Here is a 17,985-nt window from a genome sequence, read left to right as displayed (position 1 = left end):
TTTTGCTCGAGGAGTGACCCATGGTTGCCGCATTGCTTGATCGTCTTGGTGTGAACCCGGCCCTGTACCAGAACGGCAAAGTGCCGGTGCATTCGCCGATCGATGGCAGCCGGATCGCTGCCGTGAACTGGGAAGGCGCCGCTGAAGTCGAGCAGCACATCAGTCGTGCAGATCATGCGTTCGAATTGTGGCGCAAGGTCCCGGCCCCGCGCCGTGGCGAACTGGTGCGTCAACTGGGCGACATCCTGCGCGAATACAAGGCTGACCTCGGCGAGCTGGTGTCCTGGGAAGCCGGCAAGATCACCCAGGAAGGCCTGGGTGAAGTTCAGGAAATGATCGACATCTGCGATTTCGCCGTCGGCCTGTCCCGTCAGCTGTACGGTCTGACCATCGCGTCCGAGCGTCCTGGCCACCACATGCGCGAAACCTGGCACCCGCTGGGCGTCGTCGGCGTCATCAGCGCCTTCAACTTCCCGGTTGCGGTCTGGGCCTGGAACACCACGCTGGCGCTGGTCTGCGGCAACCCGGTGATCTGGAAACCGTCCGAGAAAACCCCGCTGACCGCACTGGCTTGTCAGGCGCTGTTCGACCGCGTACTGAAGAACTTCAGCGACGCACCTCCACACCTCAGCCAAGTGATCATCGGCGGCCGCGATGCCGGCGAAGCGCTGGTCGATGACCCGCGTGTCGCGCTGATCAGCGCCACCGGCAGCACCCGCATGGGCCGTGAAGTGGCGCCAAAAATCGCCGCACGTTTCGCCCGCAGCATTCTGGAGCTGGGCGGCAACAACGCCATGATCCTCGCCCCAAGCGCCGACCTGGACATGGCCGTCCGCGCCATCCTGTTCAGCGCCGTCGGCACCGCCGGTCAGCGTTGCACCACGTTGCGTCGCCTGATTGCCCATGAGTCGGTGAAGGAAGAAATCGTCACTCGCCTCAAGGCTGCCTATTCCAAGGTCCGCATCGGCAATCCGCTCGAGGGCAACCTGATCGGTCCGCTGATCGACAAAAACAGTTTCGAAAACATGCAGGACGCGCTGGAACAAGCCCTGAGCGAAGGCGGCCGGGTGTTTGGCGGCGAACGCCAGCTGGAAGACAAATACCCGAACGCTTATTACGTCTCGCCGGCCATCGTTGAAATGCCGGAGCAGAGCGATGTGGTCTGCAATGAAACCTTCGCACCGATCTTGTACGTGGTCGGTTACAAGGACTTCGACGAAGCGCTGCGTCTGAACAACTCAGTGCCACAAGGCCTGTCCTCGTGCATCTTCACCACCGACGTGCGTGAAGCCGAACAGTTCATGTCGGCGGTGGGCAGCGACTGCGGCATCGCCAACGTCAACATCGGCCCGAGCGGTGCGGAAATTGGCGGCGCGTTCGGTGGCGAGAAAGAAACCGGTGGTGGGCGTGAGTCGGGCTCCGATGCATGGCGCGGCTACATGCGCCGCCAGACCAACACCGTGAACTACTCGCTGGAGTTGCCGTTGGCTCAGGGCATCACGTTCGACTGATCCTCGAGTCGAACAGTGATCCCCTGTAGGCGTGAGCCTGCTCGCGATTGCGGTCTATCAGTCAACATAGATGTTGAATGTTAAATCGCTATCGCGAGCAGGCTCACTCCTACATTTTGAACTGTGTGTTGGTTAGGTTTCTGTTGGAGTCTGGCAATGCCGTTACGCGAAGAGTGTCTGTGGGAAAAACTGACGCCGCAAAGGCCCGACAATGCCGCGCTCAAGGGCGAAGTTACCGTCGATGTCTGCGTCATTGGCGCCGGTTTCACCGGCCTGTCGGCGGCGGTGCATCTACTTGAAAAAGGTAAAAAGGTCTGCGTGCTCGAAGCCCATCGCGCCGGTCACGGCGGTTCGGGGCGCAACGTCGGTCTGGTCAACGCCGGGATGTGGATTCCACCGGACGAGATCGAAGCCGGGTTCGGCGAAGCGGTGGGCAGTCAGCTCAATCGCATGCTGGGTGCAGCGCCATCGCTGGTGTTCAGCCTGGTCGACAAATACAACATCGATTGCCAGTTACGCCGCGAAGGCACGCTGCACATGGCGCACAACGCCCGTGGCGAAGCCGATCTGCGCAGTCGCGAAGAACAATGGAAACGTCGCGGAGCACCGGTCGAACTGCTGACCGGGCAATCCTGCGAACAAGCGACGGGTACCAAAAAGATTGCTGCCGCGCTGCTCGACAAGCGTGCCGGCACGATCAATCCGATGGCTTACACCACGGGGCTGGCCAAAGCGGCCATCAGCCTCGGGGGCCAACTGTTCGATCATTCTCCGGTGACCCGACTCGAACGTCAGGGCCAACGCTGGTCGGTGCAAACCGCTCAGGGATCAGTGCTCGCCGAGCAAGTGGTCATCGCCTCCAACGCTTATACCGAAGGTGACTGGACGGAGTTGCGGCGCAATTTCTTCCCCGGTTATTACTATCAAGTGGCGTCGGTCCCGCTGACCGAAGACGCCGCGCAGCAAATTCTGCCCGGCGGGCAGGGTTCCTGGGACACGCGCCAGGTACTGAGCAGTATTCGTCGCGACAAAGACGGCCGTCTGTTGCTGGGCAGCCTCGGTAACGGCAATCAGAAACCGGCCTGGTTCCTCAAGGCCTGGGCCGATCGGGTGCAGCAGCACTATTTCCCCTACCTCAAACCCGTGGAATGGGAATGCACCTGGACCGGTTGCATCGCGTTTACCCCGGACCATTTGATGCGTTTGTTCGAGCCGGCGCCCGGTTTAGTGGCAGTCACCGGTTACAACGGCCGGGGCGTGACAACGGGGACGGTGGTCGGCAAAGCCTTTGCCGATTATCTGTGTAACGGAAATCCTGAGGCGCTACCCATTCCCTTTGCCCCCATGCAGCCATTGGCCGGGGTGGGTTTGCGCAGTTGTTTGTACGAGGCCGGTTTCTCGCTGTATCACGCAGGCCAGTGCTTGCGGATCGTTATTTGATTGTTGAAATTTGTTGCTGGGAGCGGCGCTTTTTCGCGCAGCGACTAGCCTGTAAAAGGTGCGGGTTGTAGCAGTTCCGCACCAGCAGTGTGCACTTCGGTGACGCACGTTGTTACAGGCTGGTTGCACTTCGTTTGGCGCCGCGGTTGCAATGATGGCGCACGCGGGTTGCGCCTTTAAAAATAAATGGTTTCACCTTCTGCGGTTTAGACGGTTGCACGCCCAATGAAAATGGGATCGAAACAGTCGAAATAACAATAAAGCAGCGACTTTTTTCAGAATAAAAAACCGATGGCACGGCCCTTGCTCTGAGCATTCAGAGAAGTCGCAGTGCCAACTAAAAAAAACCTTGGAGCACCACCTCATGTCCCAGACGTTTTACAAGAAAGGCTTTCTGGCCCTCGCAGTGGCAACTGCGTTGGGTGTTTCTGCGTTTGCACAGGCTGATGTGAAAATCGGTGTGGCGGGTCCGATGACAGGCGCCAACGCGGCATTTGGCGAGCAGTACATGAAGGGTGCACAGGCTGCAGCCGACGCGGTCAACGCGGCGGGCGGCGTTAACGGGGAAAAAATCGTACTGGTGAAGGGCGATGACGCCTGCGAACCGAAACAGGCTGTGACGGTCGCCAAGGACCTGACCAACCAGAAAGTCGCCGGCGTAGTCGGTCACTTCTGCTCCTCGTCGACCATCCCGGCCTCCGAGATCTACGACGAAGCGGGCATCATTGCAATCACTCCGGGTTCCACCAACCCAGCGGTTACCGAACGCGGCCTGAGTGCCATGTTCCGTATGTGCGGGCGTGACGATCAGCAAGGCATCGTGGCCGGTGACTACATCGTCGACGTGCTCAAGGGCAAGAAAGTCGTTGTCCTGCACGACAAGGACACCTACGGCCAGGGCCTGGCGGACGCTACCAAGGCCCAACTGGAAAAACGCGGCGTGAAGCCTGTGCTGTATGAAGGCCTGACCCGTGGCGAGAAAGACTTCAGCACCATCGTCACCAAGATCCGCGGCGCTGGCGCCGATGTCGTCTACTTCGGCGGTCTGCACCCGGAAGCCGGTCCTCTGGTCCGTCAACTGCGTGAGCAAGGCCTCAAAGACGTCAAGTTCATGTCCGATGACGGCATCGTGACCGACGAACTGGTCACCACTGCTGGCGGTCCGCAATTCGTTGACGGCGTACTGATGACCTTCGGCGCCGACCCACGCCTGCTGCCAGACAGCAAAACCGTGGTGGACGAGTTCCGCAAGAAAGGCACCGAGCCTGAAGGCTACACCCTGTACGCCTACGCTTCGGTCCAGACCCTGGCCGCAGCTTTCAACGGCGCCAAGTCCAACAGTGGCGAGAAAGCCGCCGAGTGGCTGAAGAAAAACCCGGTCAAAACCGTGATGGGCGAGAAGACCTGGGACGCCAAGGGCGACCTGAAAGTCTCCGACTACGTCGTTTACGAGTGGGACAAGGACGGCAAATACCACCAGCTGGAAAAACAGAAGTGATATGACCTGATCTGCCCGGTGCCTGTTGCACCGGGCAGTCTATGAACATGTCCGTGCAGTACCTGTCTTTTCTCGTAGAGCTGCACACAACCGTGTTGCCCCGGCGGCTGAACCCCGGTCCGTTGCACCCGGCTTCTGTGCAGTCTCTCAAATGCGTGAGATTGCGTTATGGATGGTATTTTCCTGCAGCAACTGGTCAACGGCCTGACCCTCGGGTCGGTCTATGGCCTGATCGCCATCGGCTACACAATGGTCTATGGCATCATTGGCATGATCAACTTCGCCCACGGCGAGGTTTACATGATTTCCGCTTACCTCGCGGCAATCAGTCTGGCTCTGCTGGCGTACTTCGGTATTGAATCCTTCCCGCTGTTGATGCTCGGCACCTTGATCTTCACCATCGTGGTCACGGCGGTGTATGGCTGGGTCATCGAGCGCGTCGCCTACAAGCCCCTGCGCAACTCCACCCGACTGGCACCGCTGATCAGCGCCATCGGGATTTCGCTGATCCTGCAAAACTATGCCCAGATCGCCCAAGGTGCCAAGCAACAGGGCGTTCCGACCTTGTTGACGGGGGCCTGGCGCGTCGAAATCGGCACCGGCTTCGTGCAGTTGACCTACACCAAGGTGTTTATCCTGATTGCCGCATTCGCCGGCATGGCCCTGCTGACCTACATCATCAAGTACACAAAGCTCGGCCGCATGTGCCGCGCCACCCAGCAAGACCGCAAGATGGCCTCGATCCTGGGGATCAACACCGACCGCGTGATTTCCTACGTGTTCATCATCGGTGCAGCGATGGCGGCCCTGGCCGGCGTGCTGATCACCATGAACTACGGCACGTTCGACTTCTATGCCGGCTTCATCATCGGCATCAAGGCGTTCACGGCCGCGGTACTTGGCGGCATCGGCTCGCTGCCTGGTGCGATGCTTGGCGGGATCATTCTCGGGATCTCCGAGTCGCTGTTCTCAGGTTTGGTCAACTCGGACTACAAAGACGTTTTCAGCTTCTCGCTGCTCGTTCTCGTTCTGGTCTTTCGGCCCCAAGGCCTGCTCGGCCGTCCTCTTGTGTCGAAGGTGTAAGCGATGTCTTCAACCACTAAAAAAACCATTGATCTCAAAAGAAGCCTGGTTGACGCGATTCTTGCCGGCCTTGTCGCCCTGATTGTGTTCGGCCCGATTGTCGGCGTGGTCCTCGACGGCTACGGCTTCAATCTGGAAACGACCCGGGTGGCCTGGATTGTCGCCATCGTCATGGCTGGCCGGTTTGCCCTGAGCCTGTTCCTGCAAACGCCCAAGGGTCTGAAAATCCTTGAAGGCTTTGAAAGCACTGGTTCCGGGGTTCATGTACTGCCGCCTGATTACAAATCCCGCCTGCGCTGGATCATCCCGCTGGTGATCCTCGTTGCCGTGGTGTTCCCGTTCTTCTCCAACTCCTACCTGCTGGGCGTGGTCATTCTCGGGCTGATCTACGTATTGCTCGGCCTGGGCCTGAACATCGTGGTCGGCCTGGCCGGCCTGCTCGATCTGGGTTACGTGGCGTTCTACGCCATCGGTGCCTACGGCCTGGCGCTGGGTTATCAATACCTCGGCCTGGGTTTCTGGACGGTGCTGCCGCTGGCGGCTATCACCGCGGGCCTTGCCGGTTGCATCCTCGGGTTCCCGGTGCTGCGATTGCACGGTGACTACCTGGCGATCGTGACCCTGGGATTCGGTGAAATCATTCGCCTGATCCTCAACAACTGGTTGTCCCTGACCGGCGGCCCGAATGGCATGGCGGCTCCATTGCCAACCTTCTTCGGTCTCGAGTTCGGCAAGCGCGCGAAGGAGGGGGGCGTCCCGTTCCATGAGTTCTTCGGCATCGCCTATAACCCGGACGTGAAGTATTACTTCATCTATGCGGTGTTGTTCCTGGTGGTGCTGGCCGTGCTGTACATCAAGCATCGTCTGGTCAAGATGCCGGTCGGCCGCGCTTGGGAAGCCTTGCGTGAAGACGAAATCGCCTGCCGCTCCATGGGCCTGAACCACGTACTGGTCAAGCTCTCGGCGTTCACCATCGGTGCCTCGACGGCCGGCCTGGCCGGGGTGTTCTTCGCCACGTATCAAGGCTTCGTCAACCCGACCTCGTTCACCTTTTTCGAATCGGCTCTGATCCTCGCCATCGTGGTCCTCGGCGGTATGGGCTCGACCATCGGCGTGGTGATTGCAGCCTTCGTGCTGACCGTTGCCCCGGAACTGCTGCGCGGCTTTGCGGAATATCGCGTGCTGCTGTTCGGCGTGCTGATGGTGTTGATGATGATCTGGCGACCGCGCGGCCTGATTCGGATCAGCCGTACCGGTGTGACCCCGCGTAAAGGAGTAGCGCCATGAGCGAAGTCGTACTCTCGGTCGAGAAGCTGATGATGCACTTCGGCGGCATCAAGGCGTTGAGCGATGTCAGCCTCAAGGTGCATCGCAACTCGATCTTTGCCCTGATCGGCCCCAACGGCGCCGGCAAGACCACCGTGTTCAACTGCCTGACCGGTTTCTACAAGGCCTCCGGTGGCAGGATCGAACTCAATACCCGCGGCGAACGCACCGATGTCATCCAGCTGTTGGGCGAATCGTTCAAAGCCACGGATTTCGTTTCGCCGAAAAGCTTCATCACCCGGATGCGCTACAAAATGTTCGGCGGCACCCACCTGGTGAACCGTGCCGGGCTGGCGCGCACCTTCCAGAACATTCGCCTGTTCAAGGAAATGTCGGTACTTGAAAACCTGCTGGTAGCCCAGCACATGTGGGTCAACCGCAACATGTTGGCCGGCATCCTCAATACCAAGGGCTACCGCAAGGCCGAAAGCGACGCGCTGGACCACGCCTTCTACTGGCTGGAAGTCGTGGACCTGGTGGACTGCGCCAACCGTCTGGCCGGTGAACTGTCCTACGGCCAACAGCGCCGCCTGGAAATCGCCCGGGCCATGTGCACCCGGCCGCAGATCATCTGCCTCGACGAACCGGCGGCCGGCCTCAACCCTCAGGAAACCGAAGCGCTGAGCGCGATGATCCGTCTGCTGCGCGACGAGCACGATCTGACCGTGGTGCTGATCGAACACGACATGGGCATGGTAATGAGCATTTCCGACCACATCGTGGTGCTGGACCACGGCGTCGTCATCGCCGAGGGCGGACCTGAAGCGATTCGCAACGACCCGAAAGTGATTGCGGCCTATCTGGGCGCTGATGAAGAGGAAGTGGTGCTATGAGTCAACCCATCCTCGAACTCAAGGATCTGGATGTGTTTTACGGGCCGATCCAGGCTCTGAAAAAAGTCTCGCTGCATATCGAAGAAGGTGAAACCGTCAGCCTGATCGGCTCCAACGGCGCCGGTAAATCGACCTTGCTGATGTCGATCTTCGGCCAGCCGCGAGCGGCTAGCGGGCAGATCATTTATCAGGGCGTGGACATCACCCACAAGTCGTCGCACTACATCGCGTCCAACGGCATCGCACAGTCGCCTGAAGGCCGACGGGTGTTCCCCGACATGACCGTCGAGGAAAACCTGCTGATGGGCACCATCCCTATCGGTGACAAGTACGCTGCCGAGGACATGCAGCGCATGTTCGAGTTGTTTCCACGGCTTAAGGAGCGCCGTAACCAACGGGCCATGACCATGTCCGGCGGTGAGCAACAGATGCTCGCCATCGCCCGTGCGTTGATGAGTCGGCCCAAGCTGCTGTTGCTCGATGAACCGAGCCTTGGACTGGCGCCGATTGTGGTGAAACAGATCTTCGCGACCCTGCGGGAACTGGCGAGTACCGGCATGACCATCTTCCTGGTCGAGCAGAACGCCAACCACGCGTTGAAGCTGTCGGACCGGGCATACGTGATGGTCAACGGCGAGATCCGCATCACGGGCACCGGCAAGGAGCTGCTGGTCAACGAGGAAGTGCGTAACGCCTATCTCGGCGGGCACTGACACGCTGCCGAAATATCCACACCCCCGACGAGCAATCGCCGGGGCTTTTTTACACCTCGAATACACCACGAATCCCCCTGTGGGAGCGAGCCTGCTCGCGAAAGCGGAGTGCCAATCGACAGGTGTTCAATGGCCCACCGCTTTCGCAAACAGGCCTGCTCCTGCAAGGGCCAAGTGTGCTTTCCGGAAATTGTGGAAAACAATATTCACAAGCTCTCAAAGCGCGACATAAAGCCGCTGCAAATAGTTGTTTTGTCACGCTTTTGACTTGTCCCCGTTTACTGTGGAGCTGGCTGTGAATAACGTGGGAGTAGCTGTCTGAGAGCCTTTGAATTCGTGGCTTGTAGCGATGTGGTTGTTTTTTGATCAGGCGTTTTTGCTTGACCCGGAACAGGCTTTGTCAACCTTTTTGTTGGATGGCAAAGTGGCTGGAAATGCAATGGGCCAGCCTGTGGATAAGTCTGTGGTTAAACTCTGGAAAGACTCGGCTGAGGGCCGTAGTTACTGGCTTGGCGCCATCGTCGGTTTGCCCATCACATCGTGCAAAATGCCATGGGCTACACAGCTGGTACCCAAGGGTCAAGCAAAAAACTTTGTAATCTACCCGCAAAGCCTTGTGGATAGCGGCTTGCAGCTTTTCCACTTGCCCCCGGAAACTGTGGACCGGCCTGTGGATAAGGTGCGTGTACATGGCTGCAAGCCACGGTGCCTGTGGCTTTGGAAGGCCTGGTTGTTTTTTGTACAGTTTTTGCGGCGGTTGCCGCTGTGGGCAAGGCCGGGCATGCTGCCAGCTGATTTTCTATTCCAATGGCTGTCGATCAGCCGAAGCAAGGAGAACACGATGTCCAACACCCTGTTTATTACCGGCGCGACCTCTGGTTTTGGTGAAGCCTGTGCCCGTCGTTTTGCCGAGGCCGGCTGGAAACTGGTGCTGACAGGCCGTCGTGAAGAACGCCTCAATGCCCTGTGCGCCGAGTTGTCGAAGCAGACCGAGGTGCATGGCCTGGTGCTCGACGTGCGTGATCGCAAGGCCATGGAGGAGGCGATCGCCAACTTGCCGCCGTCCTTTGCCAAGCTGCGCGGGCTGATCAACAACGCCGGTCTGGCGCTGGGCGTTGACCCGGCACCGAAGTGCGATCTCGACGATTGGGACACCATGGTCGACACCAACATCAAAGGCCTGATGTACGCCACTCGCCTGCTGTTGCCACGCCTGATCGCCCACGGCCGCGGTGCCGGTATCGTCAACCTCGGCTCCGTCGCCGGCAACTATCCGTACCCGGGCAGCCATGTTTATGGTGGGACCAAAGCATTCGTTGGCCAGTTCTCGCTGAACCTGCGTTGCGACCTGCAAGGCACTGGCGTGCGTGTCAGCAATATCGAGCCGGGCCTATGCGAGAGCGAGTTCTCGCTGGTGCGTTTCGCCGGTGACCAGGAGCGCTACAACGCGACCTACGCCGGTGCCGAGCCGATCCAGCCGCAGGACATCGCCGATACCATTTTCTGGGTGCTTAATGCCCCGGCGCACATCAACATCAACAGCCTCGAATTGATGCCGGTGAGCCAGACGTGGGCCGGGTTTGCGATTGAGCGTAATGCCAAGGGTTAAGGCCGCATAACGGCTTTCGCGGGCACGCCGCGCTCCCACAAGACTTGCGTTGAATCGTCATTTCGCGAACGACAAAAAACCTGTGGGAGCGGCGGTGCGGCGATCCGAATTGCCCGCGATAGCTATCTGTCAGTCAGCCGAGATAATCGACCAGCCCTCGATAGCAAGTGGCCAAGTGATAAGGCGTGGTCGATGGCATGTCCTTGCGGCTGACTTCGCCCTGCTCGTCGCGACATTCATACCACCCCCTCGCATGCAAAAAGCGTTGCTGCAATGCTTGCAATTGGCGTTGCACCGAGCCTTCGCTATTTGGACGCAAGGTCAGGGCGCGCAGGTATTCAGCCTGGGCCCAGATGCGTTGAGTGGCATCCTTGGCAGAGCCATTCAGATCGAGCATCGCCGTCACCGCACCCGTTTGTGGATCAACGCCCAGTTGTTCGGTGAGTACAAACGCGCGCTCCAGCGAAGCATGCAGTTTTGAGCCGTGCAGCAGTGGCGAAGACTCCAGCAGGAAATACCACTCGAACTGATGCCCCGGTTCAAACCAGTTATCCACAGCGCCCAGCGGTTTTTCCATCAGCACGCTGTGGTGCGGGTCAATAAAACGCTTCTGCATGGCTGTGCATAACTCGACCAGCGCGCGCTGTACGGCGATGTCTTCTCGCACCGACAGGGTCGCGAGGAAAGCTTCGGCCAGATGCATCAAGGGATTTTGCAGGGGGCCGGAGTCGAGCGAGGACCAGTCGCGGTCGAGGCTGGCTTCGTACAGGCCGTCGCCTGTGGCGAAGCGCTGCGCCAGCACTTCCAGTGTCGCGTTGAGGACCGATTCCACCAGCGGCTCGCGCACCTTGCCCCAGTAATGGGCGCAGGCGAACAGGATAAAGGCGTGGGTGTAGAGGTCTTTGCGCTGATCCAGTGGCGCACCTTGCGGGTCGATGCTGTAGAACCAGCCGCCGTGCTCGGCGTCGTGAAAATGCTGTTGCAAGGAACGGAACAGCGCCGCGGCGCGTTCCTCGGCGGCCGGCACCTGGCCGATCAGGCTGGAAAACAGATACAGCTGCCGCGCGCAGGCCATCGCCCGATAGCGTTGGGGCGGCAGCGGTTGATGCCCGGCGTCCAGCGCTTCATAAGGCAACGCCATGTCGGCATTCCAGCCGGGGCCTTGCCAGAGCGGCACGATCACGTCCTGGAAATGCTGTTGCACCGAGGCGAACAGAGCTGTCAATTCAGGCTGGGAGGCAGAGCGGGAAACAGGCGGCATTGGCTGGCGTCGTCACGGCAGGGTTGATTGCGCGACATGTTAGCAGGCCTGAGAGATGCGGTGTCTGTCAGGCCGTCTTCGCGAGCAGGCTCGCTCCCACAGGTGTACGCATTCCAATGTGGGAGCGAGCCTGCTCGCGAAGGGGCCATCACAGGCAATAAAAGATCAACCTGCGAGCAACCACGCACCAGTCGCCGCCGAAGCCGCACCGGCCAATCGAACCAACGGCGCCGCCGCTTGCGGCAACACGCGCACCACGGCATAACCCGCGGCATGCAACGCCGCCGTCGCCGCCACAAACCCTGCGGCATACGCCCAAGGGCTCGACATGTCCGGCAACTCCAGCCCATGGGCCACACCATGGAACAGCGCAAACAAAGCCGTCGCACCGACCGCCACGCTCAGCGGCGGACGCACGGCCAGGGCCACGGCCAGGCCCAGCGCCAGCACCGATGCCGCAATGCCGCTTTCCAGCGCCGGCAGGTTCAATCCTTCAAAACCCAGCAGTCCGCCAATCAGCATGGTGCCAACGAAGGTGCACGGCAGCGCCCAGCGCGCGGCGCCTTTCTGCTGCGCCGCCCACAAACCCACCGCCACCATCGCCAGCAAGTGATCAAGGCCGCCAATCGGGTGGCTGATGCCGGCGATCAAACCGTTGTCGCCATGACCCGGGTGCGCGAAGGCGATGGCCGGGGTCAGCAGCAGGGCCAGGGTGCCCAGGATGCGTTTCAGTGTCATGGATAAGCTTCCTTGTTGATAAGTCGTGATCAGGCTGCGGTCAGCAGGCCTTGGCGTTCGATGAAGGCGATGATTGCTTCCAGGCCCAAGCCGGTTTTCTGATTGCTGAAGACAAACGGCTTGCCGTTGCGCATGCGCGTGGTGTCGCTGTCCATCAGTTCCAGCGACGCGCCCACCAGCGGCGCGAGGTCGACCTTGTTGATCACCAGCAAGTCGGACTTGCAGATCCCCGGCCCGCCCTTGCGCGGCAGCTTGTCGCCCGCCGAGACGTCGATCACGTAAATGGTCAGGTCGGACAGTTCCGGGCTGAAGGTCGCCGACAGGTTATCGCCGCCGGACTCCACCAGAATCAGATCCAGCCCCGGAAAGCGGCGGTTCAGTTGATCCACCGCTTCGAGGTTGATCGAGGCGTCTTCGCGGATCGCCGTGTGCGGGCAGCCGCCGGTTTCCACGCCGATGATGCGCTCAGGGGCCAGGGCTTCGTTGCGCACCAGGAAGTCGGCGTCTTCGCGGGTGTAGATGTCGTTGGTGACGACGGCCAGGTTGTAGCGGTCGCGCAGGGCCAGGCAGAGCGCCAGCGTCAGGGCGGTTTTACCGGAACCGACCGGTCCGCCGATGCCGACGCGCAGGGGTTGTGTGTTCATGTGATTCTCCAAGTAAAAAGGCCCTAGGAACGGAACAGACGGCTGTACTGGCGCTCATGGGCCATGCACGCCAGGGACAGGCCGAACGCGGCGCTGCCGTAGTGTTCGGGGTTGATTCGGGTGGCGTCCTGCTGGGCTTGTTGCAGCAGTGGCAGCAGTTCGCTGGTCAGGCGTTGCGCGGCTTGCTGGCCCAGGGGCAGGGTTTTCATCAGCACCGCCAATTGATTTTCCAGCCAGCTCCAGAGCCACGCCGCCAGCGCATCTTGCGGGCTGATCTGCCAGGCGCGAGCGGCAAGCGCCCAGCCGAGGGCCAAATGCGGCTCAGGGCGCTGCTGGAGAAAGGCGCGGGCCGGCGCATCGAGTTCCGGCAAGCCGTTGAGCAGTTGTTGCAATGAATAGCCCATCTGCCGGCTTTCCTGATGCAGCTCGCGGGTTTCCCGGCTGGCACGATGTTCTTCGCAGCGTTGCAGCAACTGGCCCCAGTTCTCATCAAAGGCAGCGGTGCAATGGGCGAGCAGCAGCGGCGCTTCGAAGCGTGCCAGGTTCAGCAACAACTGATCGCTGATCCAGCGTCGCGCGCTGTCTGCATCGTTCACCCGGCCGTTATCCACCGCCATCTCCAGGCCTTGCGAATAGCTGTAGCCGCCAATCGGCAGTTGTGGGCTGGCCAGGCGCAGCAGCGCCCAGGCCGGGTTCATAACCGGACGCCGAACTGGTGCAATTTCGGCGGGTAGTTGAAGTCCTCGTCGCCGTGGCGGGAATGGTGATGGCCGCCCCCATAGGCGCCGTGTTCCGGCTGGAACGGTGCCTCGATGTTGTCGACGTTGGCCTCCAGCTGTTCGAGCATGGCCTTGAGCACGTAATCATCGAGCAGGCGCAACCAGCCATCACCGACTTGCAGGGCGACGTGGCGATTGCCCAGGTGATAGGCCGCGCGAGTCAGTTCGAACGCGTTGGCGCACGTAACGTGCAGCAATTGTTCGGGGCGGGCGCAGACGCGGACGATGCGCCCATCTTCGGCTTGCAGGCACTCACCGTCATACAGTGGCGGCTGACCGCGCTCCAAAAACAAACCGACGTCCTCGCCTTCGGCACTGAAACAGCGCAAACGGCTTTTGCTCCGGGCCTCGAAAGTCAGGTGCAACTCGGCGGCCCAGACGGGTTGAGGGTCGATTCTGCGATGAATCACCAGCATCGGAAGGCTTCCAGCAATGGACGATGTTCAGGCTAGAGCAAGGGGCTTGCCAATCGGGCGATACGTAGGAAATACCTGTCGGAGCGTAGTGGGTGGCTCAGGCTGTTGCGGGATTTTGAACTGGAATGGTGCGGGGATTTTTCGGTGGCACCAAATTGATGCCTTGACTGGTTTTGTGGACGTGAGCCTGCTCGCGATAGCGTCGGCACAATCAACATTTGATGTGGCTGACATTCCGCTATCGCGAGCAGGCTCGCTCCTACAGGGTTTATTCAGTGCTGCCGAGGCCTTGCCAATGCTTGAGGCCGATGAAGATGAAGCGCAGTTGTTGAGTGATTTTTGCCTGTGGCGTCAGGTGCTCAGGCAGCGCCTCGGCCGGTGGATCGATAATGTCCGGCAAGGTCGCGAACACACTTTTGACGATCAGGTCCGCCATGACGCTGAGGCCGGCGATGTCCAGATGCTGCAATTTCGGCATCAAGGACAGGTCGGCCGCGAGGTCCGAGCTGATGTCTTCCCGCAGGCGACCAATGGCCTGGCGCACGGGCAGCGATCCGCCGTACTGCTCCCGGGCCAGAAACAGGAACTGCGAGCGATTGGCCGAGACCACGTCGAGAAAGATCCGAACCGAAGCGTCAATGATGCCGCCCATGACGAACTCGTTATGGCGCACCAGGCGAATGGTCTCGCGAAAGGTCTGGCCGACTTCGCTCACCAGTACCAGGCCCAGTTCGTCCATATCGGCGAAATGCCGGTAGAAACCGGTGGGCACGATCCCGGCGGTTTTCGCCACTTCGCGCAGGCTCAGGCTGCCGAATCCTCGACCACATTCCATCAGGTGACGGGCAGCGTCCATCAGGGCGTTGCGGGTTTGTTGTTTCTGTTCGGCGCGGGGCAGCATCGCAAGGGTGTTTTTCTGGACAGGGACAGCGGCGCACTCTAGCAAATCGGCTTCGCTGGCGTCGAACGACTATCGGGGGATCAAGCGGGGATGTACAACTTCCAATGAGGCAAAACCCTATAAAGTCAAAAGCCCAATCCGGGGATTGGGCTTTTTTTCAGGGCCGCCATGGGCTCAGCTCACAGCGCTGTTGCGTTCGATGACACGGTCACCACCACCTTCGGCGAGTGTTTGGCCTGGAGTGCGGTCGGAACCATCGGCAGCCAGTGTTTGACCTGGGGTGCGGTCGGAACCATCGGCAGCCAGTGTTTGGCCTGGGGTGCGGTCGGAACCATCGGCAGCCAATGTTTGGCCTGGAGTGCGGTCGGAACCATCGGCAGCCAGTGTTTGGCCTGGGGTGCGGTCGGAACCATCAGCGGCGAGAACCTGGCCTTGTGGCGTTTTGTCATAACCGTCTTCAGTGATCAGGCCTTTTTCTTTCAAGCGATCATTGCCACCTTCGGCAAGGGTCTGGCCTTGTGGAGTGCGGTCGGAACCATCGGCAGCGACGGTTTGGCTGAACACCGAGCGGCTGTCTTTGACTTGTGGAGTGGCCTGGTCAGCAGCAGGCAGAGCGAAAGCGGTGCTGGCCAGCATTGAGAGGGTAAGGCTAAGCAGTAATTGGCGTTTCATGATGGGTTGCTCCTTGGGGGGGCGATAAAGTGGGTACGAGGGCAATGCTACTCTCGATAAGTCGATATAAAAGTTCATAAACGCAATGGTAATAATCAACGGAATTGATTGTTCTGCCGAAGCGCTCTAGAACGGGTGTCTCCGGCGATCGCTTTTGCACTGGAGTGGGTATTTTCGACCCACTGATGCCGCACAAAAGTGCGGGGGCGGTAACGCTGGATTCGGGGGCAGTCTCTCCCCGGTCGATTATTTGAGGATTAATCGATGTTTCGGTTAAACCTGCGGGCCGTTTTTCAGTCGTAGATTCCATGGCAGGCCGGTTCTGGCCTGTCGTTTCACACGTGCGTCGCAGTCAGGGCGCTCAGTCGTATCAGGAGCCCTGTGCAATGACGCGCACTCGTAAAATTGTTACCTGGACCTTCGCCAGCCTGATTGTCTTGCTGGCGGTATTGGTTCTGATCATCGCGTTCTTCGATTGGAACCGGATCAAACCGCCCCTTAACGCCAAAGTTTCTGAAGAGCTGCATCGTCCGTTCGCCATTAATGGCAACCTCGCGGTGGTCTGGCAGCGCGAGCCCGACGAGGGCGGTTGGCGGGCCTGGGTGCCGTGGCCGCACGTGGTGGCCGAAGACCTGAGCCTGGGTAACCCGGACTGGTCGAAAAAACCACAGATGGTCACCCTCAAACGCGTCGAGCTGCGTATTTCACCCTTGGCATTGCTGGCGCAACGGGTGGTGATCCCGCGTATTGACCTGACCGAGCCGAATGCCGACCTTCAGCGCCTGGCCGATGGCCGTGCCAACTGGACGTTCCAGTTCGACCCCAAAGACCCGAACGCCGAGCCTTCGAGCTGGGTGGTGGACATCGGTGCCATCGGCTTCGACAAGGGCCACGTCACCCTCGATGACCAGAACCTCAAGACTCAGCTCGATGTGCTGATTGATCCGTTGGGCAAACCTATTCCGTTCAGCGATATCGTCGGCGACAAAGCCGCAAAAACCGCGCAGGAGAAAGGCGCGGCTCCCCAGGATTACGCGTTCGCGCTGAAGGTCAAAGGCCAATACCACAATCAGAAACTCGCGGGCGAAGGCAAGATCGGCGGGTTGCTGGCATTGCAGGATGCGGCCAGGCCGTTCCCGCTCCAGGCGCAAGTGAAGATCGCCGATACCAGTGTCGAACTGGCCGGAACGCTGACCGATCCGCTGAACCTCGGCGCCCTGGACCTGCGCCTGAAACTGGCCGGTACCAGCCTGGGCAATCTCTATCCGCTGACCGGTGTGACGCTGCCGGATACGCCGCCCTACGAGACCGACGGGCATTTGATCGCCAAACTGCATGAGCCGGGTGGTGCGGTGTTCCGCTATGAAGCATTCAACGGCAAGATCGGCGAGAGCGACATCCACGGCAGCCTGGCCTATGTCGCCAGCCAGCCGCGGCCGAAACTCAGTGGTTCGCTTGTTTCCAACCAACTGCTGTTCGCCGACCTGGCCCCGTTGATCGGTGCTGACTCCAACGCCAAGCAAAAGGCCCGTGGCGGCGAAAGCAAGCAGCCGACGGACAAGGTGTTGCCGGTCGAGGAGTTCAAGACCGAGCGCTGGCGTGACATGGACGCCGACGTCGAATTCACCGGCAAGCGCATCATCCACAGCGAAAAATTGCCGTTCAATGACCTCTATACGCACCTGGTGCTGACCGACGGTGTTCTCAGTCTGGAGCCTCTGCGTTTCGGCGTGGCGGGCGGCAACCTGGATGCGCAGATTCGCCTCAATGGCCGCACCGAGCCGTTGGAAGGCCGGGCCAAACTGACCGCGCGCAAGTTCAAGCTCAAGCAGCTGTTCCCGACCTTTGAACCGATGAAAACCAGTTTCGGCGAACTCAACGGTGATGCCGACATCACCGGCCGTGGCAACTCGGTGGCCAAGCTGCTGGGCAGCGCCAATGGCAATCTGAAAATGCTGATCAACGATGGCGCCATCAGCCGCGAGTTGATGGAGCTGGCCGGGCTCAACGTCGGCAACTATGTGGTGGGCAAGATCTTTGGCGACAAGGAAGTGAAGATCAATTGCGCGGCGGCCGACTTCGATATCAAGACCGGTTTGGCCACCACCCGACTGTTCGTCTTCGATACCGAGAACGCGATCATCTATATCGACGGCACGGCGAACATGGCGACGGAGCAGTTGGACCTGACGATCACCCCGGAATCCAAAGGCTGGCGGTTGATTTCGTTGCGCTCGCCGCTATACGTGCGGGGCAAGTTCATCAAGCCGGATGCGGGCGTGAAGGCGGTGCCGCTGATTTTGCGTGGCGCCGGGATGGTTGCATTGGGCGTGATTGCAGCGCCAGCGGCGGGGCTGTTGGCGTTGGTGGCACCGAGTGGGGGTGAGCCGAATCAGTGTGCGCCATTGTTGGAACAGATGAAGGCAGGCAAGGCGCCGGTGACCGTTAAACCAACGAAATAATGGGGTGTCAGTGTGGCTGCCTTCGCGGGTAAGTCTCGCTCCTTCAGGAGAATACTAAACCTGTAGGAGCGAGGCTCGCCCGCGAAGGCGATCTGAAAG

The 17,985-nt window shown here is 60.1% G+C and carries 16 protein-coding genes; 9 read left to right on the top strand and 7 right to left on the bottom strand.

Annotation, left to right across the window (positions count from 1 at the left end; translation table 11 throughout):
• Positions 1-20: 20 nt before the first annotated feature.
• From amaB to BLU63_RS07075, 8 genes are all read left to right on the top strand, one after another.
• Complete coding sequence (amaB, locus tag BLU63_RS07110) at positions 21-1,511, top strand: L-piperidine-6-carboxylate dehydrogenase (RefSeq protein ID WP_010464154.1); 1,491 nt, start codon at positions 21-23, stop codon at positions 1,509-1,511.
• 156 nt (positions 1,512-1,667) lie between these two features.
• Positions 1,668-2,951: an L-pipecolate oxidase gene (gene amaA / locus BLU63_RS07105; RefSeq protein ID WP_010464152.1), complete on the top strand. Its 1,284-nt coding sequence runs from the start codon at positions 1,668-1,670 to the stop codon at positions 2,949-2,951.
• 364 nt (positions 2,952-3,315) lie between these two features.
• The gene (locus BLU63_RS07100; RefSeq protein WP_010464151.1) at positions 3,316-4,449 is read left to right on the top strand and encodes an ABC transporter substrate-binding protein; all 1,134 of its coding nucleotides are present in this window, start codon (positions 3,316-3,318) and stop codon (positions 4,447-4,449) included.
• Between the two features lie 168 nt (positions 4,450-4,617).
• Positions 4,618-5,532, top strand: a complete 915-nt coding sequence (locus BLU63_RS07095) for an ABC transporter permease subunit (protein WP_010464150.1) — start codon at positions 4,618-4,620, stop codon at positions 5,530-5,532.
• 3 nt (positions 5,533-5,535) lie between these two features.
• Positions 5,536-6,819 carry a high-affinity branched-chain amino acid ABC transporter permease LivM gene (gene livM, locus BLU63_RS07090; RefSeq protein ID WP_010464149.1) on the top strand — a complete coding sequence of 428 codons (1,284 nt, stop codon included), beginning with the start codon at positions 5,536-5,538 and terminating at the stop codon, positions 6,817-6,819.
• Positions 6,816-7,691: an ABC transporter ATP-binding protein gene (locus tag BLU63_RS07085; protein ID WP_010464147.1), complete on the top strand. Its 876-nt coding sequence runs from the start codon at positions 6,816-6,818 to the stop codon at positions 7,689-7,691. The genes livM and BLU63_RS07085 overlap by 4 nt, the downstream gene beginning before the upstream one ends.
• A complete protein-coding gene (locus BLU63_RS07080) occupies positions 7,688-8,404 on the top strand; it encodes an ABC transporter ATP-binding protein (RefSeq protein ID WP_083375170.1) in 717 nt (238 codons plus the stop codon). The genes BLU63_RS07085 and BLU63_RS07080 overlap by 4 nt, the downstream gene beginning before the upstream one ends.
• Positions 8,405-9,245: 841 nt before the next feature.
• Positions 9,246-10,013 carry an SDR family oxidoreductase gene (locus tag BLU63_RS07075; protein ID WP_010464142.1) on the top strand — a complete coding sequence of 256 codons (768 nt, stop codon included), beginning with the start codon at positions 9,246-9,248 and terminating at the stop codon, positions 10,011-10,013.
• A 133-nt stretch (positions 10,014-10,146) separates the two neighbouring features.
• On the opposite strand, the gene BLU63_RS07070 is transcribed toward BLU63_RS07075, so the two are convergent.
• From BLU63_RS07070 to BLU63_RS07040, 7 genes are all read right to left on the bottom strand, one after another.
• Complete coding sequence (locus tag BLU63_RS07070; RefSeq protein ID WP_010464140.1) at positions 10,147-11,274, bottom strand: AGE family epimerase/isomerase; 1,128 nt, start codon at positions 11,272-11,274, stop codon at positions 10,147-10,149.
• 165 nt (positions 11,275-11,439) lie between these two features.
• Complete coding sequence (locus BLU63_RS07065) at positions 11,440-12,012, bottom strand: HupE/UreJ family protein (RefSeq protein ID WP_083375169.1); 573 nt, start codon at positions 12,010-12,012, stop codon at positions 11,440-11,442.
• Between the two features lie 29 nt (positions 12,013-12,041).
• Complete coding sequence (gene ureG, locus BLU63_RS07060; protein ID WP_010464137.1) at positions 12,042-12,656, bottom strand: urease accessory protein UreG; 615 nt, start codon at positions 12,654-12,656, stop codon at positions 12,042-12,044.
• Between the two features lie 23 nt (positions 12,657-12,679).
• Positions 12,680-13,354 carry an urease accessory protein UreF gene (locus tag BLU63_RS07055; RefSeq protein ID WP_083375168.1) on the bottom strand — a complete coding sequence of 225 codons (675 nt, stop codon included), beginning with the start codon at positions 13,352-13,354 and terminating at the stop codon, positions 12,680-12,682.
• A complete protein-coding gene (ureE, locus tag BLU63_RS07050; protein WP_010464135.1) occupies positions 13,351-13,851 on the bottom strand; it encodes an urease accessory protein UreE in 501 nt (166 codons plus the stop codon). The genes BLU63_RS07055 and ureE overlap by 4 nt, the downstream gene beginning before the upstream one ends.
• 268 nt (positions 13,852-14,119) lie before the next feature.
• Entirely contained in the window at positions 14,120-14,752 is a 633-nt protein-coding gene (locus BLU63_RS07045; RefSeq protein WP_010464134.1) for a TetR family transcriptional regulator, read from the bottom strand.
• A gap of 174 nt (positions 14,753-14,926) precedes the next feature.
• Entirely contained in the window at positions 14,927-15,424 is a 498-nt protein-coding gene (locus tag BLU63_RS07040) for a hypothetical protein (RefSeq protein WP_077748940.1), read from the bottom strand.
• 386 nt (positions 15,425-15,810) lie between these two features.
• On the opposite strand from BLU63_RS07040, the gene BLU63_RS07035 reads away from it, so the two are divergent.
• On the top strand, positions 15,811-17,886 hold the full coding sequence (locus tag BLU63_RS07035) for an AsmA family protein (protein ID WP_083375167.1): 2,076 nt from the start codon (positions 15,811-15,813) through the stop codon (positions 17,884-17,886).
• Positions 17,887-17,985 lie beyond the last annotated feature (99 nt).

The organism is Pseudomonas mandelii (assembly GCF_900106065.1).
Lineage (GTDB): Bacteria > Pseudomonadota > Gammaproteobacteria > Pseudomonadales > Pseudomonadaceae > Aquipseudomonas > Aquipseudomonas mandelii.
This window is presented reverse-complemented; position numbering and strand designations above follow the sequence as displayed.